Raw genomic sequence first — 22,587 nt, 5'->3', positions numbered from 1 at the left:
TCGCCTTGAACTGCCTTTTTATTCCCGTTTGCTGCACCCAAGACTGAACGCTGCCGGTAAGCGTTGCCGCCGTTGAGCCTACTTCGCTAACATTTTTAGTGTCGCTGTTGCGCAGAGCACCGTTCTATCCTCTACGGTCAATGTGGCCCGGACAAAAGCCAGTTTGCGAGTGCGGTGAATGAGTTCACCATGGCCGGTGAGTAACTCGCCAGCGTTTGCGGAGCCAATAAACTGATTGTCACAGGTCACGGTTACGCAGCCGTCCTCTGTCGATTCCAAGCCCGCCAGGCACAGAGTGTAATCGACGAACGCCATCAATACTCCACCATGAACAATGCCGAACATATTGCAGTGCTTTTCCTGCAAGCACAGGGCGGTTTCTGACTTTGGCGCCATCGACTTAAAGAAAAATGGACCGATATTGTCTTCGGCAGGATCTCCCGCCCAATGTTTGTAGCCTTCAGGGATCGAAGTCCATTGCATTTGTCATGCTCCCGTCAATTCGAGTAGAACGTTTAATGGGTGAGTCGGCGTTACTAGGTAGATCAGTATGGGCAACTGATATTACGTAGCTGCCAATCGCAAGGTCAACAGGAGGGGTTTTACTCTGACCCCAATTTTGCTTTATGTAAGCGAGTGCTCGACTGCTTATGCTTCGTAGCCGCGTACCAAAGTTAAATCGCGTGCCATTGCACCAGCGACAAATAACGGGATGCCTAAGTCGCCAGCGATATGGCAGGCCGTTTGGTAAAGTTCTACTAAACCAGCCGGAAGTTTACGTTTTAGGTCGTAGCAAGTCGGGATTAGGTAAGCATCTTAGGAAATTAAAAGATCCCAAGGCTGATATCGGCGGGCGTTCATAGCCATCCATCGTTTGATCCGGTCTTTGGTTTTGGATTTAAATCATAAATCAAAGACCTGACCCTCATGGCTTTGGGAGTGGCGTAGACCATCAAGATAAGAGGAAAAGGCCACCTTATGGGTTCCTTAATCTAACTCGGTGGCCGGAAATCCATAGTGGATGGAGCACTAACCACTACACAGCCGTTAATTCCGTCCAACGTTAACACACCCTCCCTGAACTTAGCGTGTTCCTGCGTCGCACGTGTGCAATCCCACAGGAAAATGATGATCTGGGAATCCTTGTATTTCGCGTCAGCGCGATAAAGTGAGGCGTCCTCGGCAATCTCACCGATAAGCGCCGGGAAAGATTTCTTCGCATCCTTGCGGTACTTTACTTCAATTATCGTGTGCAGTGACGGAAGGTAGAGGTCAATGCGCGGATTTTTCTGCCCAACGGGCTGGAGATTCACTTCATCTGCGATGTCGTTGAAGATCGGCCCAAGCAGAACATAGAGAAGATTCTGAACATGGTATTCGTTCTCTACCTGCCACTTGACGGGTTTCGCGCCGCGCGTGCGGCCCGTGTCCTCCCATGTCCATCGCTTGAGGCCGACGGGAATGCGCTCCAAAAATCCCAGAAGATCATCGAGGCTCCAGCCCTTTGGTGGCACGACAGCGACATCCTGATTGACTTGATCGAAGACATAGACCATCACAGATAATAGCGCAGCTGAAGCGTCCCCATGTGCCTGCTCCCGAAATTCGCGCATGAAGCGGCCGATCAGGGACATGCGGATTTTGTGATCCTCGATCCGCTGGAGCTTACTGTAATGAAGAAAGAGTGGCACGCACGCGCTGGCACAGTCGGCAGACTCGCTGCTGCGGATGTAGGCCACGATGTCTTTCTCGAAAAGATTGAGATGATCGCTACTGACCTGTTGCTCCAGAAATCCTGAAATCCAGTTCTCGAACTCACGTGTGATACGGTTATCGTTTGTCTGGTCTACTAGCCATTTCACGGCCATGACGCCGAACACGTCCGAGACCCAAGGGCGCGGAGTGGAGTCGATCTTGGGGGCCTGCCCGAGCAGGCGCGTGATATCTTGGCTAGAGACGGTCTCGTCCAGAACGCGGAGACCCGCGATCGCAGATCGCTGGTATAAGGAAAGCGAGGTGAAGTCGAAGGCCTGAACGCAGTCGTTCGACAATCCTAGAAAACGCAGTAAGGTGTATTTGAAAGGGTCAGCGTGCGCGTACTCAATCACCTTGCGGTGCAGATATTCGCGCAGCTGGTAGGCGTTCTCCCTCTCTATAGAAACCATTGGGATTGCCCAATTTTTCCGATCATCACTGAGTCGTTCCAGCCCGGAAGCTGATTGAGCCATCCTAGATTTCGGGCTATCAGGTCGGAATAGCTGATCGTCACTGGCATCGGATTAGGAAAGTAGCTGCGCCAGGAGTGGGATGCGAAGCAGTGAAGTTGGGAGCTAAGATACTTGATGTCCTTGAAGGTCGAGTCCTTATGGACATCGAGGATCACACCGCGCGGATGACCGTCGGTGTCCTGCCGCAACTCGCGCTGGCCGATTAGATAAATGAGCATTTCATGCTTGGAGAGCTTGAACGTCTTGCCACGCGACGGCGCGAGCCGCCCTCTCTGTAGCCCGGCAGTCGCGGAGTCGAACATATGCAGTCCGTGATTTTCTGAGATTTTCAGGAACGCATACTCAATCTGGTATTCGCGGTACTTATCGATCACCGCGCGAACCGCTGTGATTTCGTCTTTGTTGAACTTCTTGACCTGCGCGTGAAAAATCAGGCGGATCGTGTCGCCTCTCTGCCAGTTCATACGGTTTTGAATCTTCTCGATAGTTTCACCGAGAACGGAAGTCAAAGCCTCGCAATACGCGTCTGGTAGGACGGCCTTCGACGTGTTCGAGACGATGTAGCTGCCGTCGCCGGAGAAGACTGTCGTGATGCCCATAATCCGCTGATTATCCGCTCCGCGCTCCTGCCCGATATTCGCGCTACCGATGCCGATAACGAGCTCATGGGAAAGTGTAGGCGAGGATTTGAGCAGCCACGGAACGCCTCCCATCTTTGCGTAGCAGGCCAGAGCCATGTTGTTTAGCGAGTAGCCGAGCGAGTAATCGGGCTGTGCTAAAAGCTCGATGGTAAAGTCCTGCACTGGCACCTGGTGCAGGAAGAACAGGTTCTTGCCCAGGTAGTACGGATTCTCAGTCACCTTTAGCTTCTTGAAGGACTGCCGGACCTGCACGAGGGCCAAGTCCCATCGTCCACCGTCATCCACCTTCTTCTGGAGAGCGCACTCGATGGCGTGCTTATATGCCTCAATGCTGTCAGTGGCCGTAGCGAAAACGTCTACGCGGCTCGTTCCGAGCGCGAACTTGCCTTCGAGGCCGTTACTGAAATACTTGCTGTTCGAGATGCCCTTGAGGAATTTGCGGACGAACTGTTCGACGCGGCCTTTGTCGTGTTGGGAACAGATTACACAGATCGACGGATCGTTTCTGTCGAATGTGCGTTTCGTATAAGGGCCGCTCTGAGTCAGTCCCTTTTCTGCCCATTCCGCTTCGCCATTGTCGTTGAAGACGAATATTGGCTTCTGCATTTGTCCGGAATCCTTCTGGATATTGGGCGCATCCTCAATCTCGATGCGTGTTCCGTCTATCAGCGGAATAGCCTTCGACTGGATGTACTTCTTGAGAGTTTCGATGCGTGCCTTCTTGTTCTCGCCCCTATTGAATTTGGAGACATCCTGCCGGATGCGTTCCACAATGGCATCCTTCTGCACACCGTGCGTATGCATAATGTAGTCGTCGAAGTTCGTCCGGCTGGCTTCAAGATAAACGTCTTGAGCATTCGCTTGCACGATCTGTCCGTCAGTCCGAGTGACGCTCAAAGTCTCTCCATTGATCGCATTTACTGATCCCAAGAGCTTTCTGTACCCGTCCTCCTGTTCGGAGACTACGTATCGCCCCATGAGGTCGAAACTGTCATTTAAGAAAAACAAACTGTTTTCTTTGAGAATCCGACGTGTTGAGCAATCAATAACAAGGCACGGATGACCTTGTATATAGCGAGTATGGATTGAATATTTTGCGCAAATCTTAAATGGAAATGTGTTGCCTAGAATCGGAGTCAGAAGATTGTCATCGGGCCTGATACTGACCAGTTCTATAGGGTTAAAACCGGAGGGATTGCGACCCAGTCCTTCAAAGTGCCGTGTCAGCCCGTCCTTCACCAGTGAGCAGAAAATGCCGAAATTCTTAGTCAGCGCAATGGTTTTGGGTGCGCCGGAGACAGGGAAAATGCCGTCTGCTGAAAAGATCAAAATATCATCGCCCTGCCGACGGAAGGAGTGCGTCAATCCGTGTTGCGCGCGGAGACTATCCAGCGTTTCCTTGTCATAGGGAACTTGGATAGCTTCAAGCTCCACATCGGGAATTTTAAGTGGAAATGCGTTCAGGAAGACGGGCAAAACTCGATCCTTTCTTTGGTCAATGCACGTACCTTTTTTAGCATCTAACGCGCGCATTTGGGGCTGGATTGAGGCGCAGCGGAAAACCAGTCCGACAACCTGCGTTTGTTAAGTGCGATCACACGTTTTTAGTCACCTTTCTTGTGCTTGTGGGGTTTTAGCGATGGAGTATTTTCGGGGGTCTTTTTGTTGTCCCGTTGGCGTCTATCTGGTTTCCCTGTTGAATCCGCAATTCTTTTCGGACCTCTTTTAATTCCCATAGCTTTCTCCTTTACTGCTAACTTTCATGTTAAGGGGTATAGTTTGTTTTGCGACATCGAGGGCATGGAGGAAGAGTGTCATCATGATTATCAAGAGTCACTGTTTCTCCACAGTTTGTACAAGTGGTACCTCTTGATGGTTTTACTTCTTTGTCATGCTGCCAAATTGTAAATACTACGGCAGCGAATAGTACTTAGCAGTTATTTCAAAATCAGAATGACCTTATATAGAAGGCCATTTTGACGTCAATCCAACAAAAACGAAGTCGCAGCCATTTCATTTCCCCAAAACCCCACAAGCTTGGGGTTTTAACAATCACTGACATTGAAGCGCACATCAGAAGCACTTAGAGGCTGGACTGGATTTCCCGTATTTCGGGGCTTGTAGTGAGGTGAAAACTTAGAGACTGGACTACCCATCTTTCGAGTTTAATTTGTAAGTACTTACTATGCCTTTATGGCCCTAAAATATTGTGTAAGCCACCTTTGCGGCCCGCCAGAATCGTTTTGGTCATAGATTTCGTCATATATCTGAGCCAACTTCTTGGCCGTAGTCGGCCCTGGATTTTTAATCGACGGCGACGCTATTGGCTTCTTCTTGAATGCTTAGCGTACTTGACTCCCTGGTGATTTGCGTCGGGGTATAGTCATCCTCACCCTGCTCGATACGGCGTAAAACAGGTTGCAGCTAGCGTTGACTTCGGTAGCCAAGAAGCATTTTCGCGTACTTTCACTAGAATATATGAATTTTGCGATCGTCATTAAAATTGTATTTGAATGAGGGTCTAGAAGTGGTTCGTCGGCATTGTTTTATAGGCACAATGATCAAAGTAATAATTTCAACCTAGAATATGAGGATGTTGGATTAATACTGGGTATGGTTATGCGCATTACAGTCAAAGAGTTGCACAATTTAGTTTGGTCGATGCCGATGACTTCGGTAGCTGAGAAATTACGTGTATCCGATGTGGCTGTGCGAAAAATCTGCGTTAAACACAAGATTCCTCGTCCCCCTCAGGGTTATTGGCAACGACAACACCGAAAGGGAGAAGTCTCAGCTATCAACCATGGCATAGCTGAAAAAATCATTGTGATAAATTCGCCCACAGCCGAAGTAACGGTCGCGACGAATGATGTATACGAGTTCCCAAAGGCGGTTTCTGCGCTGCTTGAGAAAGGCGTTAGTACTCGACTTTCTAATGGTTCGAAGGTGTGTATGCAGGCTATGGAGAAAGGTTACCCTGATCGCTATGGCTTTTTGAGATTGCGGCAGGATGTCCCGCGACGGGTTTTGGTCACTAAGGCTGCGCTTCGGCGAGCATACTTGCTGTCAGACTGGCTCTATCAACTTGCGCCGCTTCTGGATTTCAATATCAAGCCACAAAAAAAGCTTTCGGGAAATGCAGCGTTTGCATTGGAGATGAACTCGATATCTATTGATGTCACTATTAAGGAGAGGGTTACTCGGCGGGCAATACCTTTGAAAGAAAGACGTGATAGGTACGGCCCAGAATTTGACTTCTTACCGACCGGTGAATTGTCAATTTTGTACGAGGGAACTTGGGGAGCGTCTCAAACGGTCAGTGATACAAAGTCATTGCTCCTAGAGCAGCAATTGCATTTGGTTGTTCAAAAGTTAATAAAATGCCGTGACTTATCCTTCGTTAAGAGCGCCGAATTTCGGGAGCGGCGGCGTAGCTATCAACTTCAACGACGTGAAGTTGTACGTGAAAAACTAATAGCAGATTATGCCGATCAAAGGCGTCGTAACTTCCTTGCGATGAAGGATGAAGTACAAACAAACCGAAGTATGGTAGATTTTCTCACGTCATTAGGCGCTCAGAAACACCCTAATTTAGGTGAGGAGTTTAACGCCTGGCTTAAATGGGCCAATGAAGAGTTTACGCTTCCGGAGTTGTTCATAGTGCAGCGTCACAATGAGCAGGACTTGGAAATAGTAAGGCAGCTGGAAGTGCTTAAAGACGTATTGGTGGAGGATGACAGTTATCCCTGGCCAGATTAGTTGTGATGGAGGTTCGTGTCCAGGATGGCTCAAGACAGTTTGGTACAGTACGCATACGCCCTAGACGAAAAGGGCGCCCTCGCTCATATAAGTGTCGCTAAACGTACAGCGCTATATATCTGCCCGGGGTGTAAAAAACCTCTTACTCCGGTTTTAGGGGAAGTAAACGCGCAGCACTTCCGTCATGCTGATCATTCCTGTGCTTTTGAAAGTTATCTCCACAAGTGCGCCAAAATAGCGTTTTATCATTGCTATATAGAGGCAATAAGTAGTGGAACCCCCATCAAGCTGGTACTTGAGCGAAAGATTACTTGTGGCGACAAGCGCCTGAAGATTTTTAGCGATCAAAAACACAGGTGTCAGAAAGCTGTACCAGCGATCTACGATTTGACAAAGATTTTTAATCGGGCCGAACTTGAAAAGCGCGACAGAGTAACTGGATTGACGCCAGATGTGATGCTAAGTGACAATTCTAGTGAGCGGCTTTGCTATGTGGAAATGTGTGTTTCGCACCCGTGCACACCTGAAAAGATTGAGAGCGGTATTCCAATTTTGGAATTTAAGATTGATTCAGTGGATGACATTCAAATCATACTCGGCGGCTCTTACTCAATGGATGATTGGTATTTGCGAGCGTATAACTTCCACCCTAAACCTAAAGTTATGAGTAGTTGCAGTGATGTTGTTTCGATGGACTGTGTCGAGATGTCTTTGTGGAGTTTGAGCGATTCGGGTCGACTTAACGAACGTGTGATCCCGCTGAGAGAGGTGGATTTAGCAGAGAATTCACAGATAAATGTATGGCCAAAGTCGGTAGCTCAGTCTGAGCTTCGGAGCAAGTTGGGCCGCTTTTTGAGTCACGTAGATCCTGACGAAAACTTTCCGAACTGTCTTATGTGCAAGCATTCTTCCGGATGGGAATATGGCTATTTAGAGTGTCAAAGCAAAGGTAAGCGTATTGCTTACACGGAGGCACGCACATGTGCGAGCTATGAGAAAGAAATATGAAAAAAAAGAGTCTGACATGGGAGCAAGCAAAAATAGTAAGCCATGAACATAGCCATGCTCTGATCAAGGCTGTGCCAGGTAGCGGTAAGACCACTACGCTTGTAAAGCGTGTTGAACGGTTGGTTAAAGCGGGAGTAGATAGGCGCTCAATTCTAATCCTGCAGTACAACAAATCTGCACAGTTGAGTTTTAAGAATAAATTAAAAATAGCCTTAAATTCAGATGACGTTCCTGAGGTTCGTACATTTCATAGCTTAGCTTTTGAAATCGTGCGTCGCGGCGAGAAGCAAAAGATAATTAAAAGAAAGACACTCTTGCGGCCAGAAGACCCTCGGTATAGTAATCTGATTAATGAGGCATACCAGGCAGGTTTTGATCAGGGTTCCGGGTACATTCCAATAAATGACATAGAAGATTTGGAGCTGTTTATAAGCCGGTGTCGTGCAAAGGCTGTCTCACCCCAAGATGTGATGGCGGATCCCATATTTGCGGATGAAAAGCCTGAATATATTCGCGCTTTTACTCGATATTGTGAACTTCTAGAAGAAAATCGGCTGCGTACTTTCGATGAGTACTTAATTGAATCGGCTTCGTTATTACGTTCGACGCAGCAGATCATAGAAAACTTTCGCCATATCATTATTGATGAGTACCAAGATGTAAACTTGGTACAGCACGAGATGATTCGATTTCTTGCTACGGAAGAAACATCAGTGATGGCTGTTGGAGACCTTAATCAGTGCATCTATGAGTGGCGTGGAGCTCGGCCGGATTTTATCGGTGGTCTATTCGAACGGCATTTTAAGCAGACAACTGTTTTTCATCTATCTTGTACTTTCCGTTTTGGTCACACACTCTCTTTGATGGCCAATTCTGTAATAAAACGCAATTCTACAAAATTGGAAAGGCTTTGTGTTAGCCATCCGAGTACACCGAAAACAGAGGTTACGCTGCGCTTCGATAATTGTTTGTCTAAGGTACTTCCAAGCATATCTGAATTTGATGGTTCAATAGCTATCCTGTCACGCACAAATGCTAGCCTCGCAGAAGCTGAAATTGCGCTACGTCTTGCTGGAGTGCCCTATTGCTATCTTGACGGTAAGTCGTCAGCGTTGGCAAAAAGGCGCGAGGTAGGAGTTTTGGTCGTAGGTGTGTTGCTATGCTTATACGGTAACCTGAACGAATTGGTAAGTCATCCCGATAAGCGCGCATTGATCTTTGGTTTTCTATGGGGTGCTGATTTCAGATTTGAGAAGGGAAAATTTAATGAGGCATTAAATGGAATAATGGCTCGTGACGCAGATATGTGGGCTGTACTTGAAGGATCTATTTCGGCTTCAAGTGAACAGAAAGAACTTGTGCGGGCTCTGATTAACCTATGTGATAAAGAACGTGAAGAGACACCTGCAGCCGAAGTGCTCGCGCATTTGAAGCTAAGTGGCCTCATTGACGGTGTTGGTGCTGGAACAGCTATACGTACTCGATCAAATGATGAGAAGCGCGGCGTTGTTCGGATTGAGGATTTACTTGCATCGAGCAAAATTGATGCGCGTACCTTTCTGGATCTCATATTGTATACCGAGCAGCCGTCAGAGGGCAGTGATCCACTGGTTCTATCAACTCTGCACGGTTCAAAGGGTATGGAGTGGGATAATGTTGTAGTGATCGGTTTAGAAGACGAAGAATTTCCCGGTGGCAAACTTAGGGACGATTTCAAGGCAATCGAGCTCGAATATGAGCCGATAACAGAAGATGAGATTCAAGAAGAGCGCCGTCTATTTTATGTAGGGATCACCCGGGCTAAGCGGCGGCTGACTCTAGTCGTTCCGGAAGATGAGGGTTTAAACCGTTGGTTAAATAATTCATGGGACTCCACGCCAAGGAAGCCCCCGATTGCAACTAGGTTTGTATATGAGGCTGGATTAACTGCAAGCACGAGTACTAGCAAAGTGATTTATGAGTGCATTACTCCTGCTCAGCAGTCTGGGATGAGCGGCTTCCATCAATGGTACCTGAAAGACCTTCGTCGATTAAAAGTTTAAAGATTGATACTGTATAAAAAAACAAGCTGGTTGTATGAACAGTTCTTTGGTGGTATCGTAATTGTTGAGGGGAAGTTCTGTTGTACCTCATTCTAAATTTTCACTATGGTAATAGAGGAAGCTAAGATGGCAGTTAAACACACCCCTACCAATGAAGTTCATAAAGGAACTAAAGGCGGAACAACCGGCTGCGGATTTGATACTCGTGAACACCCTAGTCACTGGGTTTCGAGTTCTGAAAGAATTACCTGTGCTAAGAATGGATGCAAGAACTGATCTATATGGCCTCTGCTTAGGCGCGAAGCGAGTTCTTTGTCGGCAGTTGTCGTGAAGCGGCTCGCTTTTTTGTTTGAGATTTCAAAATAAAATTTATGGGCTATTCAAATCCTTGCTTCACTCTTGAAGTTCAATTGATAGATGCTGAATCACAGCCCCAGTATTCTGTCCATTTTTAGCTGATGTTCGAGGTAGAGATTAAACAGCTGGTATACCGTCAGCACCCACGAGATATTAGCCAATATAACCAATCTAGGTTGCAGTACAGGTATTAAGATTGTACTTATCTTGAAGAAGTTTTTGTAAGAACTGAAGTATGTTATTCAAGTATATATTTAAAAATTACTTAGAGCTGCCTGAGCCCTGTGCAGATACATTTCACGTCTAGTAAAGCTTGGGAAGTCCACTTCAAGTACAGTCCAAGTATGGGGAAGTTGGCCTCGATAGCTATCATGATGCATGTCATTTTTTAGCCTCATCTTGTTGATCTGGAAAAACTAAAATACTATCGTCCTCGCCTGCAACGGTTAGGTTATGTCCATCGCTAAGAAGTATGATCGTCTTGCCGACCTCTTCCCAGTAAGCCCTTGGCGGAAGACGCGATATTCTTCCCGGCCCTACAAGTTGGTAAAGAGTGTTCTCAGTTTCTACCATTAGTGTTTCTTCATCAAAATTTACGATAGGCGAGGATTGCATCGCGTCGCCAGGACGCCAGCGCCTGAGCGCATCGTTGATAACTTGGCCGGTAAATATTTCTGCGCTGTAGTGCGCGTTTTCAGCTTGTTTTTCTTTCAATAATTCTTCTGGTAAAAGATCAGTCAGAACGTGTCTGCACCAGAATTTTATCTCCCCTCCGAATGGCTTTTGAAATTCTGAATCTTCCATAGTAAAAACTCCTCTTTTCTTTGGTATTTATTCTTGGTGCTAGTACTTAAATTTCGATGATCAAATTCGGGGTGAAATTATTTGTCTCATCAGTACCCTCATAGCCCCTAGGGTTGCAAATAACTCGGGTGTCGAAGAGCGTATAATTCACAGGGTCATGCATGTGGCCATGCAGCCATATGTCGATGTCGTAAGTTGATAGGATTTCAGTCAAGTCAGAAGCAAAGGCTGGGGTCAGCGGGTCTCCAGAAAATCTTTGGTTTACTGACAAGGAGTGCGGAGCATGATGTGTGATTACGACGGTTTTCCCGCTCCACTGCTTTTGCAATTCCATTTCAAGCCAGGTTCGGTTTCGTATGTGTCTCTGTTGGGCTAGCTTGGCCGAAAAGAAGCAGCAGTTTTTGCCTAGGCCGGTTGTGATCAGGCGATGGTCTGCTAGATAGTGCTCTGCAATCGTCATTCCATACTCTGCATTGTTGTAGATCTCATAGTCAGTCCACAGTACTGTTCCGAGAAAGCGTGTGTCGCCCATGACGACAACGTCGTTTTGTAAGACGTCTACGTTTGGGTATGATTTGGATTCTTCCCGAAACGCATACTCGATCTGTTCAAGGTTTCCACGGTAAAACTCATGATTTCCCGGCACATACAAAACTGGCTTGCCAAGTGAGGCTGCCCATTCAAGGGCCCTCGTGCCCACGTCAATGTCGCCAGCAAGTACGTAGATGTCTGCGTCGACGGGTAGAGTGTCCCTAGTGAGATAGTCCCAGCCGAATTCGTGGTGGCGATCACTAGTGATACTGATCTTTAGTTTTTGACATTGACCTTGTTTTCCATTCATGCGCGATCCGGGCTCGGGTATTTGTGAGAAATCGGGTTAGTGTGTGGTTCTGTTTTCTCGGTACTCTCGCGCAATGGCACTAATTTTGTGGGTCAGTTTGGAAAATACTTCCTCTAGGCGACGATGAGTTACTTGCCGCAAACTCCCTTGGCCTTGAAGTGAATAGCGACTGTTTTCAGTTTCTAACGTCATATTCACTTGATCGAAACGGATCACAGGTGAAGTCCGGATCGGGCGGTATTCTGAGAATCGTTTTAAAGTGTCTGATTGTAAGACGCCTATACAGACGGTGATCGAGTCTGCGCTTCCGATTTTGTTGTTGTGCTTTATTCGACCGTCGGCGTGCCAAGTCAGAAGAACCCAATCTGAAAACTCGCCCGAATAAGGCTTCTTATATGAGGAGGGGTTACTGTCCATAGTTTTTGGCTGCAATCAAAATTAGTCCACATATCTTGGCATTACATCGAGATTTCGTCAAAAAAACTCTTTTTAAATCAATGACTTGAATATCTGTTAAACGGTTTAGTAAATGCCCGATTAGCAATAAAATTGCTCAAATATTGCGTTGGTTGGCTATGTTAATGTTGTTGTGCGGTGTTCTTTTGGCGTCTTATTGCGAATTTCGCCGCCGTTTTATTGATAATGTGTCTGGAATTGCGTTATGTCGCATTTATTGAGTCTTCGAACGCGTCAATTTACTTAATTTCTGCGCTCACAGAGTTGACACATACTGGTCACCCATCCGGCTGTCAATTGCTGTTTTGCGAAGGATGCGCCGCAAGTTTCACAGATACTTCCGCTAATATCCTCGAAGTCCTCAATGATGTCGTCCATAGCGGCGGTAGTGTAATCAGCCGACACTGACATGTTGCCGTATTTGCTTTTGATGTCGGTGATCACTGGCAACCTCGTGCCCTCTGTCTTTGCTTGATCTTGGAGCGCCTCGATCAGTTTTCGAATTAGTGAAACCCAGCCGTTCCCGACGCAAATTGATGCTCGGTATTCATGTTCTGTATCATTCCAATAGAATACGTCGGGAAAGTCCCTAAATAGATTTTGATAATCTTCGTCTGTTGGGAAGTGAGGCATGTTGGTGATTCCCCCTGCTAATTAATTTGTCATTAAGAAAGCGGATTCCAGCGAACCAGTTGGGTAATTGATCTGAGCCGAATTGTAAGAGTTTGGCTGTAAAATCCTCCTGCCCCTTCCCATATGCGTAGTCGTCTATGAGGTATTCGCCAATATGGAGTGCCTTAGTTGGGCTTAGTACTAGTTTGTGGGCGACATACAGAGCCGGGTGCCAATTCACTGATGTAAGGCCGTGCTGTTATCTACTTTCTCGTCGACGGTGTAATTGGGTTAAGGCATCAAGTTCTAGATTCTCGAATTAATTGTGTAGAATTCCGCATGCCGTCTAGGTCGGAAACTCTGTAAAGAAGCGGCGACTTGATAAAATTCGGGTCATCCTTGAGGATCGGTGACAGTTTCGACGCTTTTTTCCAGTTACCAATCTGATGTCGAGTGGTGGATAGGTAGTCGGCCGCCGCGCTAGCGTCTTTGAACTGCTCATAGTGAGCCCGTAATTGCTTGGCGTCATCGATCGGGATAAGAGTCTTGGCGCCGACTTTGATAGGCTCTGCTTTCAAAAGATATAAGTAGCGAGAGATCAGCTTCTTGCGGTTAGCCTTTAATTCTTTGGCCAGATGGTCAACTTCTACTGCGTCAGTTAACAGCGCGACGACATTTTGAATTGAATCTCTGCGGTAGTAGTGTCGCCTTTGTGAGCCTCGGATGCGCGGCGTCCCTTTAACCAGCAGATTGTGCCGAGTGATTCGGTGAAGCTGTGCGATTGGTACATTGAGTTGCGCGGCGACTTCATGACCGGTGGCCCAGGTCTCGGCATCAAATGACGGTGTGCCGCCGGCATTGCGCCCGCTATTAGTTGCATAGTTGGTGATACCAATAGCAGCCCTCAAATCGACATCTTCGATATCGGCGCGTTTGAATGTTGAGACAGAGGAGTTTCCTTCGTATGGGCCCGCCACCGGTACCACGCCAAGCTCTCGTAGGCGGTCTGAGAGTCGCATTGGTGGGTATTGAAGTTCCCTTGCCAGCTCACCGATAAGCACGTACTTCGAGTGGAAGGCGTCCACGTCTTTAATCGCAAACAAATACCGGTTGTTACACGATTTTTGGTGCGTATATGGGAGAAGTCCCGCGTCGCGAGCACCTCGAATCGCTTCTTCATAGCTGTCTAGGTGGGCTACTACGGAATCCATGGTCATAAACCCTGCCGGAGTATTACTTGAATTCAAGGTGCCGCTTAAGGTGTGGATTTGGCTTAGCGGCTTTTTTTCGTCGAAGCTGGAAATCGGTAAATCGTTACTAAAGATCTTTTCAAGTAGCTTGGCGATAGATTGCTTCCGACTAACACTTAATGCCGCCAAGCTTGATGTAGTGTCATCAGCGCATCGGTTGCCGTGAATGAGCGGAGCAAAGAACTCAGACAGTTTGTTGTAGTTAAAGATTAATCCTGAGCGGCCTTGGAAATGTTTGTGGTCAAAGTAGGTAGACTCAATTACCACGGCGGTCTTTTGTTTTAAGCCAATGGCATAGCGAAATTCGTCATGTGTAAGATAGAATTCTGGAGTTTTAATTTTCATGTCATTTTCGGCAGAGGTGCGTTCCACCATACTCAGAATACGTGGGGCGGAAAGCTTGATCACATCGGATTTTGCGCAAGCAAATGGAGCGCATATCGCTCGCAAGCTGATCGCAGGCAGTTTTCGAATAGCATTGTTTACTGCCGCAACGACACCGTCCACATTCCCTTCGAGAAAATTACGGTAATCAATTACTGTAAGTGACTTTTCGCTTAGCCGCTCAGACATGATTGACTGAATTTCTTTAAAGGCAAATAGACTCTGAGGGTCATTTTCCAGCATTAGTGCTTCTAAATATTGCGACTCTTCAAGCTGAGCTGGGTCGGCTGCCTTTGATCTAATGGGCTCCCCGCAACGACAATGGGTTAAGAGGGGACGATTTACAGGAAAGGGCTTTAAGCATGAATGGCATTGACGACTGAGCGCCATTGAATGTTTTGTGCATGCCTTAATGAAATTGAAATCATGAGATTCGAGTGTAAGTCCGTCGCTGGCACATTTGGGGCAAACCCCAAGCCGATTGTAGTTAACCCAATGATTGAAATCTCGTTTTTGGGCGATGAAGCTATAAAATGGCGATGGCTCCCAGTTGGAATTGCGCCACAGCTTTTTAAGGGCGCTTTTGTTTCCTCTTAAAAGTGCGCGCAGTTCTGTCGGCGGATTGCACTTGCTGCCAAGGTTGGCAAGCAATTCACCGGGAGTTTGATATACACCTGAGGCCTGCCTAATCAAAAGACCGGATAGGCTTTCGTTTGGCCGGGCGTTGGGGATAAAATTAAGCTGCATTTCCAAGCTCCTTCGCGAGCCATTTAGTGAATTGCGCTTCTGTCAGGCCAAAGGGATTTTCATTGATGATAGAGTTGTCTGATGGTGACATCTCGTATACATGTTTGAAATCGCTGTAATCTAATGTTCGCCTACCTTTCTGCATTGCATAACCGAGTGCTTCGTGCATATAGAATCTCATGGCGTCGATGACGCCGCCCGAAGCTAGATAGAGTCGCTGACAAAAATCCAAGCGATTAATTTTACTGCTAAGTGAAACTCCGGTATCAGATGGCATTAGATCTAGGAGTGGATTGATCATTTGGTATACTTCCGAATCGCAATCAGATGGGAACGTGAATGGGAGCAGTTCAATGACAGTCGGCGCTCGTCGACCGAGCTGTCCGCAGCCCTTAATAATTTTGGGCGTAGTTTCATCGCCGATGAAGACGAAATGTTGATCACATGCGTTGATTAGACCCTTTAGTGAATTTTGGATTAGCGGCATTTGATCGATGTTTTTTTTAGTTGTGAGATGCTGGATTTCGTCAAGAATGATGATTTTAACTTTGCATTTTTGAAGGGCATCCAAGAGTTGAGTTGTGAGTGTGTCCTCGTCGTGCTTCATGTTGGGGTGGTAGCCCAATACGCGCAGTTGGCCGGCAATAATTCGCTTGAATGTGACTTGGCCGGGTAGCTGATAATAGAGGGTGGGAAATAATTTCTGAGTGAAATCGTCATTAGTGACGAACGTCGGTTTGTTGTTTTTTACGTAGGTTTTAGCTAGAGAGCTCTTTCCAACGCCAGCGAATCCAGCAATAATAAGTCCTTTTTGTTCGTTTTCATGTTCGTACTGATCGTAGTCCTCGGAGTCCTTCTCCATTTGAAGAACGGTGGAATAAGCGACCATAAAGTCAAGCCGAGAAAATACGAGTGACCTCATTGGGTTTTTAACTCGACGTCTTTCAAATTTGATCAGTCGCTTCGAAATATCAATTAGATCCATGTGTATTCTCCATTAGGTTTGGGCTATTCAATTCCGTAGTCAGAACTGTTTGGTTTTGGGGTGTTTTTAGGTGCAGTAATAAATTTGTTTTTGGTGCAGCGACCTTTTTGAGACGCCTTGATATTCTGAGATTGCCGTTCGATTTGCTTGGTCGCGGCATTTGCTAACCGAGCGCGTGTGCGCGTGGCCTTATCCTTCCCAGTCTGGGCTTCGACATAAAGTTCTTGGATCAACTCATACCGCAGGCCACTTGCGTTTTCCCTGTTTCCTGTTTGCGCTTCGCGTTCTTGTAATTGCTTTCTGTAACTGCGCCAAAAATCTAGGGATAGCCCTGTTTGAAGTTCTGGATCCACTGGATCTAGGATATAAATATCGTCTTCATCAAAGGGGTTGATTACCCAGACATTTGTTAGGTCGGATTCGTTAATGCATACGATTACCTGTTCTTTGTTGAAATTTTCTGGCATTGCCGAATTTCGCCATTCTAAATATTCAAATCCAACTCGCCCCTTATTGACAGTACACATCGCATGCTTGCTGCCTAAAGCAACGATCGTATCTCGGTCATATACGGTTGGCGGTAGCATCTGTACCGCGTCGTCCCACATGGTTTTAGGCGCTAGCCATGTGGCGGAGTGCGGTGTGAGGTGGTAAATGGTGATAGCTCTATCGATATAATCGGTTAACTCTTGCATGGTGTATGTTGCAAGCTCATCGGATTCGTAGTACCCGCGTTTCTCAATGCTACCTTTGGTTGTTCCCTTCATTTTGTGAAGAAGTATTGAATTTAACGTTCCCCAAAACCGCTCAATCATAGCTTTGCAGTTTGGTGAATAAGGTGGGCTGAACAAGTATTGGATGTTCATTCGGTCTTGGATGTGGAGTAATGTGTTGTTATCGAACTCTTTGCCGTTATCAACAACAATCAAGACCGGTACGCATGAGTAGCATGCGGTATCGTTCACCGACATCATATTTGTCATTGCTTTGGCTAGTTTTTGTGAGCCGCGTTGTAGGTAAGAGACTTCGTATCCAACCACTGCGCGCGTATAGCAATCGATAAATAGAAGTAGCAGGGGGCGGTATGTGAAATTAATCACGGGATCGAAAACTAAGCAGTCGACATAGTTGGTGTCACCTTCTACACGACTGCCAATAAAGTGACCATAGTCGGTTTTTCCGCCATGATTGTACTTTTTGATTGCCTTTTCTACGCCATCTCGCTGGGTGTCCACATCCATCTTGTTGCGCGCAAATAGTCGTTTTCTGATCGTGGTTTTTGATGGGATCGGCAATAATTCGGCACCTTTAGGTCTGCTTTTATTAAACGCCTTGATACGATTTTCTACGATAACGTATGAATCAAATAGATTGGGATTCTCCGGTGATAGGTAGTAGTCGATTGCGGATTCGACAATTTCCGAAACAATTGGGTCTAGACGGTCTTTGCGTGCTTTATGTCGGTGTTCTTTAAAGGCGAGTACGGCTGTTAGGTAGTTGTTATCCCGGACTAATTTAAGCCACATATAGACTGTAGATACTCCGGGTTTGGTATCGTTATTAATATATTTACTCTGTGCGCTCCGAGAGCGCCGATCAAAAGTTTTGTTAATGTATTTGGTAACTAGCTGACGCGTAGTCTCACCTTTTTGGTATGCGAGTAAAGGCCTTACATAATCGCAGCGCATAATCCACGCCAGCCGTTCAATATTGGTTAGGGATGCTAGTCGGACGCAATGCCTTGTTTCCGAGTTAACGCCTGAAGCGTGATTAATCTTTCCGCTTTTAAGCCAATCAAGTAGATCGTTGAGAGGCAAGTTGATGTCTTTTGAACCGATTTTTGGTCGCAAGCGCGCGTTCATCGACCGCTTATTGAGCGATGTTAAGAGATATTCTTCGCCGCGAATTTTGAATACGTCGCCAAACTTTAAGCCGTCGGGTAGCGGGGAATTGGAGGCTAGTCTTCCCATTATTTCTCTCCGGGAGCGGTAAAGAAAGCGTCGAACCCGTCACATATTGGTAGACGGTATTTGCTTGTCACAACGCCATCAAAAATAGCTAGCGCTAGCCCTGTCTCGTTGACCAGCGGTGAGGTCTTCTTCAATTCTATAAGCTTTGCAGACCCCCCAAGGTGTGTGAGGCTCTTCAGGAATTCTTGTTTGGCGGTCTGTAGCACTGCTTTTTTGGTTAGCGCGCTTCGTGTCTTACCGTAGAGATACATCCAAGTTTGCAGTCTGGGTTGTGCTGTTAGTTCATCGCTTAACAACACTTCAAATTTCACATTGGTTTTCAAAAAAGCTTTTTGTAAACTTTCTAAGCGTTTGGCTACATCTGGGTCGTCGAGGTTCGTACTCTTTTTTACTTCGTAGATTGTGTAGCTTCCATCGACCATTCGGGCTAGGAAATCGCCGACATAGGTCGTTGTAGTTAAGCCGTCGTGGAATCTTACTTTGAATGGTTGTGGTTTATACCATTGCACTAAGGGGTTGGCTTCGAGCCAGTAAAAGGCCGCAAATTCATAATCGCCTTCTAGTGTCACCCGCGAAAATGCGGGCATTTCCGCTTTATTTTTTCGGGATTTAGCTTTGATTTTCCTAGGGCCGCCGCGATAGCCGTAAATCTTGCGAACCGGAGGGAAGTTTGGTGCTTCGGCTGCAGCTTGATCAATATCTTTTAGGAAGTACTCGCCATCGGGAAGAGTGATTGAAAATCCTTTGGACATAGCGAGGCCCTCCCAGTATTGAGTGTCTTGTTTTGGAGTTGATTTGATTAAATTAAAGGGTGACGTTAGTCGCCACGAAGGGTGGCGACTGCTATATGTCTATGGTCTGTTTCATGCGTACCCCTGGCCTTTTTTAAGGTGTAATCAGTGCCGATATAAATAATGAGTATGGCTCATGATGTCATATAATAATAATACCTTGCCTTTTTGTCAATAATTAAATGCAGTACGGCTTATGATGTAATTAATCATGCCTCCTATTGCAGAATATTTAATTTACGGCATAATAATTCCCCATCGGCTACCTGTTGCTGATTTGCATTAAGGGGGGATAAGTGCGTCTAGTTACTGTTGCAGACGTTTTTGAGGGGCGTGGTTGGCCTGGCCATCCGATACGCGGAGGGATTCGCGAGTCGCCCGATGGTGTGGCTATGGTTCAGCTTCGCGATGTCGATATGCATCGCGGCGTAGACTGGGATTCGGTGATACTGACAAGTGTGGAGCGCAAGCGTACTGAGCGCTGGGTCGAGGATGGAGATATACTTTTTGCGGCTCGGGGGGCGCGGCTTAATGCCACGGTGGCGCGAGATATCCCTGGTCAGGTACTTTGTTCCCCGCACTTCTTTCATCTGCGTGTGCGGCCGAATATGGCATTACCTGATTTTATAGCATGGCAGATGAATCAGGGCCCCTTTCAGAACAAGGTGCGGTTGGATGCTGAGGGCGTCACGTCGCTTACCCTTCGAATAGCAGATTTCAGGCAGATCTTGTTGGCGCTACCGTCATTAGCCGAGCAGGAAAAGTTTGCAGCGTTGTACCGCGCGCAGCGCGAAGAGCGACGAGTGCTAGAGGGTCTTATAGAGAATCGAGAGCGCCAGATGAAAGGACTGGCGACTCAGATGATGCAACGTGCACATCTCATCGACGGCGTTAGCCGCTAACACATACTTACACCGACTATTGGAAAACACACAAAGGACTTCCATGAACGACAAAATAAGCCAAGACAGCATCAACAAAGCCTTATGGGCCGCTTGTGATACGTTCCGGGGAACCGTGAGCGCAGATACCTACAAAGACTTCATCCTTACGCTGCTTTTCGTGAAGTACATCTCTGATGTTTGGCAAGATCACTACGATGGCTATAAAGCCGAGTACGGTGATGAGCCAGAATTAATTATCGAGATGATGAAGAATGAACGCTTTGTGCTGCCGATTGAGGCGAGCTTCTACGCTTTGTACGATCGGCGTCATGAGCCCGGCAATGGCGAGCGCATCGACCAAGCGCTGCATGCCATCGAAGAAGCGAACGGCACGAAATTGAAAGATGCCGGTAAAAGCGTATTCCAAGACATCAGCTTCAATACTGATAAGTTAGGTGAGGAAAAGCAAAAGAACACCATTCTGCGTCACCTGCTTGAAGACTTTGCCAAGCCAGAGCTTAACCTAAAACCCTCTCGAGTCGGCACGCTTGATGTCATTGGTAATGCCTACGAATACATGATCAAAAACTTCGCGGCCAGCGGTGGCCAAAAAGCGGGTGAGTTCTATACCCCGCCAGAAGTGTCAGATCTGATTTCAGATTTGCTTGACCCTCAGGCGGGTGACAGCATTTGTGACCCGGCTTGTGGTTCTGGCTCGCTCTTAATGAAGTGTGGTCGCAAAGTCGTTAGCAATCACGGTAGTAAACAGTACGCCCTGTACGGGCAAGAGGCCATTGGCTCGACCTGGTCACTCGCTAAAATGAACATGTTCTTGCACGGCGAAGACAATCACAAAATTGAATGGGGCGACACAATCCGTAACCCCAAGCTGTTGGATAAGAATGGCGATCTAATGTTATTCGATATCGTTACCGCCAACCCGCCGTTTTCCTTGGACAAGTGGGGCCATGACGAAGCGGAGCACGACAAATTCAGTCGTTTCCGTCGGGGCGTACCGCCTAAAACCAAAGGTGATTACGCGTTCATCCTTCACATGATCGAAACCCTAAAGCCTAACACTGGCCGCATGGGCGTGGTTGTGCCGCATGGTGTCCTATTCCGCGGATCAACTGAGGGAAAGATTCGTCAAAAGCTAATTGAAGAGAACTTGCTTGATGCGGTTATTGGTCTGCCGGAAAAGCTCTTTTACGGTACGGGTATCCCTGCGGCGATTCTTATTTTCAAAAGAGAAAAGCCTGACAATACGGTGCTTTTCATTGACGCAAGCAATGAGTTTAAGGCGGGAAAGAACCAAAATATTCTTACGGAAGAGAATATTTCCAAAATCATCTCCTCGTACCGAGATCGTGCGGAATATGCCAAATATTCTCATATAGCTAGTGCAGAAGAGATAAAAGAAAACGACTATAACCTTAATATTCCGCGATATGTTGATACCTTTGAGGAGGAGGAGGAAATTGATTTGGTGGAGGTTCGTCTAGAGCGCGAAAGGTTGAAATCGCACCTAGCTCTATTGGAGGGCGAAATGAATAAATATCTGGAGGAGCTCGGTTATGGCGCCTGAGGGTTGGGTTCACACGACATTTGGAGAGCATATCGATTGCCTGACAGGATTTGCTTTTAAAAGTGATCGTTACTCAAGTGCAGGTGGCGATATCCGGTTGCTTCGAGGTGACAATATTGAGCCCGGGAGCCTACGTTGGCGAAACGCAAAATTATGGCCTCAAACTGAATTGGAGGGTCTTGATCGATACCACTTGCAGGAGGGCGATTTCGTTGTTGCCCTCGATCGTACCTGGATATCGACTGGACTGAAAGTCGCTGAGTTGAAAGCTGAAGACCTGCCTTGCTTGCTAGTTCAGCGGGTTGCGAGGGTTCGTGCTAGGGGGACTCTGGAGCAAGCCCTACTTCGACAGTACTTTTCTGGGCATAAATTCGAACAGTACGTTAAATCTGTTCAAACAGCCACGGCTGTACCTCACATAAGCCCTAACGATATTAAGGAGTTCTCAGTACTTCTACCTCCTCGCGCAGAACAAAAGAAGATGGCCCAAATTCTTTCCACTTGGGATAAGGCCATTGCCATCTGCGAGCAGCTTCTCGCCAGCAGCCAGCAACAGAAAAAAGCACTGATGCAGCAGTTGCTAACCGGAAAAAGGCGTCTTCTGGATAAAAATGGGGCTAGGTTTAGTGGGAAGTGGAATGATCACTACCTAACAGATCTAGCACAAGTCATAGTTAGTCCTGTAGACAAAAAGACTACTGAGGGCGAGCTACCGGTCGAGCTTTGCAACTACACCGACGTGTATTACAACAATAGAATTAAACGCAGCTTGAGCTTTATGAAAGCTACAGCAAAGCCCTCAGAAATTGAAAAATATACACTTCAAGTCAATGACGTAATCATCACTAAGGACTCTGAGACTCCTGGTGACATTGCTGTGCCAGCCTTAGTCTCTGAGGACTTAGATGGTGTGGTTTGTGGTTATCACCTGGCGATTGTAAGACCCAATAAAGAATACTTATCTGGCGAGTATTTAAGCTACTTATTTTCAATACCAAAAACCAGATATTATTTCTTTACCCTAGCTACAGGAGCAACACGCTTCGGACTAACGATTGGCGCTATTCATAAAGCTTGTTTCAGGCTGCCTCCGGTTGAGGAGCAAGAAACAATCGCCGCCGTGCTATTCACCGCCGACCAGGAAATCAGCACTTTGCAGCAGAAGCTTGATGTCTTAAAACAAGAGAGGAAAGCTCTTATGCAGCAGCTTTTGACAGGTAAGTGTCGAGTTTTGTTGGGCTAG

General features: G+C 46.8%; 16 protein-coding genes. 6 read left to right on the top strand and 10 right to left on the bottom strand.

The window, feature by feature from the left end; genetic code table 11:
- Window positions 1-78: 78 nt before the first annotated feature.
- From KXJ70_RS07230 to KXJ70_RS07220, 3 genes are all read right to left on the bottom strand, one after another.
- The gene (locus KXJ70_RS07230; RefSeq protein ID WP_219042748.1) at window positions 79-483 is read right to left on the bottom strand and encodes a PaaI family thioesterase; all 405 of its coding nucleotides are present in this window, start codon (window positions 481-483) and stop codon (window positions 79-81) included.
- Between the two features lie 509 nt (window positions 484-992).
- Window positions 993-2,165, bottom strand: coding sequence for a PD-(D/E)XK nuclease domain-containing protein (locus tag KXJ70_RS07225; RefSeq protein ID WP_219042747.1), 1,173 nt, complete (start codon window positions 2,163-2,165; stop codon window positions 993-995).
- Window positions 2,153-4,402 carry an argonaute/piwi family protein gene (locus tag KXJ70_RS07220; RefSeq protein ID WP_219042746.1) on the bottom strand — a complete coding sequence of 750 codons (2,250 nt, stop codon included), beginning with the start codon at window positions 4,400-4,402 and terminating at the stop codon, window positions 2,153-2,155. Before KXJ70_RS07220 ends, KXJ70_RS07225 begins: the two co-directional genes overlap by 13 nt.
- Window positions 4,403-5,488: 1,086 nt before the next feature.
- Here KXJ70_RS07220 and KXJ70_RS07215 point away from each other — a divergent pair.
- The 3 genes from KXJ70_RS07215 (at window position 5,489) to KXJ70_RS07205 (ending at window position 9,678) form a co-directional block, all read left to right on the top strand.
- Window positions 5,489-6,628: an RWP-RK domain-containing protein gene (locus tag KXJ70_RS07215; RefSeq protein ID WP_219042745.1), complete on the top strand. Its 1,140-nt coding sequence runs from the start codon at window positions 5,489-5,491 to the stop codon at window positions 6,626-6,628.
- A gap of 387 nt (window positions 6,629-7,015) precedes the next feature.
- Window positions 7,016-7,636 carry a hypothetical protein gene (locus KXJ70_RS19320; RefSeq protein WP_255558214.1) on the top strand — a complete coding sequence of 207 codons (621 nt, stop codon included), beginning with the start codon at window positions 7,016-7,018 and terminating at the stop codon, window positions 7,634-7,636.
- Window positions 7,633-9,678, top strand: coding sequence for an ATP-dependent helicase (locus KXJ70_RS07205; RefSeq protein WP_219042743.1), 2,046 nt, complete (start codon window positions 7,633-7,635; stop codon window positions 9,676-9,678). Before KXJ70_RS19320 ends, KXJ70_RS07205 begins: the two co-directional genes overlap by 4 nt.
- 738 nt (window positions 9,679-10,416) lie before the next feature.
- Here KXJ70_RS07205 and KXJ70_RS07200 read toward each other — a convergent pair.
- The 7 genes from KXJ70_RS07200 to KXJ70_RS07170 form a co-directional block, all read right to left on the bottom strand.
- Window positions 10,417-10,839: a DUF6957 family protein gene (locus tag KXJ70_RS07200; protein ID WP_219042742.1), complete on the bottom strand. Its 423-nt coding sequence runs from the start codon at window positions 10,837-10,839 to the stop codon at window positions 10,417-10,419.
- A gap of 46 nt (window positions 10,840-10,885) precedes the next feature.
- The gene (locus KXJ70_RS07195) at window positions 10,886-11,680 is read right to left on the bottom strand and encodes a metallophosphoesterase (RefSeq protein ID WP_219042741.1); all 795 of its coding nucleotides are present in this window, start codon (window positions 11,678-11,680) and stop codon (window positions 10,886-10,888) included.
- A gap of 699 nt (window positions 11,681-12,379) precedes the next feature.
- Window positions 12,380-12,769, bottom strand: a complete 390-nt coding sequence (locus tag KXJ70_RS07190; protein WP_219042740.1) for a hypothetical protein — start codon at window positions 12,767-12,769, stop codon at window positions 12,380-12,382.
- 278 nt (window positions 12,770-13,047) lie between these two features.
- Complete coding sequence (locus KXJ70_RS07185) at window positions 13,048-15,129, bottom strand: TniQ family protein (RefSeq protein WP_219042739.1); 2,082 nt, start codon at window positions 15,127-15,129, stop codon at window positions 13,048-13,050.
- Window positions 15,119-16,114, bottom strand: a complete 996-nt coding sequence (locus tag KXJ70_RS07180) for a TniB family NTP-binding protein (protein WP_219042738.1) — start codon at window positions 16,112-16,114, stop codon at window positions 15,119-15,121. Before KXJ70_RS07180 ends, KXJ70_RS07185 begins: the two co-directional genes overlap by 11 nt.
- 23 nt (window positions 16,115-16,137) lie before the next feature.
- Window positions 16,138-18,084: a TnsB C-terminal domain-containing protein gene (locus KXJ70_RS07175; RefSeq protein ID WP_219042737.1), complete on the bottom strand. Its 1,947-nt coding sequence runs from the start codon at window positions 18,082-18,084 to the stop codon at window positions 16,138-16,140.
- Window positions 18,084-18,836 carry a hypothetical protein gene (locus KXJ70_RS07170; protein ID WP_219042736.1) on the bottom strand — a complete coding sequence of 251 codons (753 nt, stop codon included), beginning with the start codon at window positions 18,834-18,836 and terminating at the stop codon, window positions 18,084-18,086. Before KXJ70_RS07170 ends, KXJ70_RS07175 begins: the two co-directional genes overlap by 1 nt.
- A 335-nt stretch (window positions 18,837-19,171) precedes the next feature.
- Here KXJ70_RS07170 and KXJ70_RS07165 point away from each other — a divergent pair, with 335 nt between their 5' ends.
- From KXJ70_RS07165 to KXJ70_RS07155, 3 genes are read left to right on the top strand one after another with little or no spacing between them, the layout of a single operon-like run.
- Complete coding sequence (locus tag KXJ70_RS07165; protein WP_219042735.1) at window positions 19,172-19,777, top strand: restriction endonuclease subunit S; 606 nt, start codon at window positions 19,172-19,174, stop codon at window positions 19,775-19,777.
- A gap of 43 nt (window positions 19,778-19,820) precedes the next feature.
- Window positions 19,821-21,344 (top strand): type I restriction-modification system subunit M, encoded by a 1,524-nt coding sequence (locus KXJ70_RS07160; RefSeq protein WP_219042734.1) that lies wholly within the window; start codon window positions 19,821-19,823, stop codon window positions 21,342-21,344.
- Window positions 21,334-22,587 carry a restriction endonuclease subunit S gene (locus KXJ70_RS07155; protein ID WP_219042733.1) on the top strand — a complete coding sequence of 418 codons (1,254 nt, stop codon included), beginning with the start codon at window positions 21,334-21,336 and terminating at the stop codon, window positions 22,585-22,587. The genes KXJ70_RS07160 and KXJ70_RS07155 overlap by 11 nt, the downstream gene beginning before the upstream one ends.

Source organism: Zhongshania aquimaris, assembly GCF_019312595.1.
Lineage (GTDB): Bacteria > Pseudomonadota > Gammaproteobacteria > Pseudomonadales > Spongiibacteraceae > Spongiibacter > Spongiibacter aquimaris.
The sequence above is the reverse complement of the archived record's forward strand: the minus strand, read 5'-3'. Positions and strand labels throughout refer to the sequence as shown.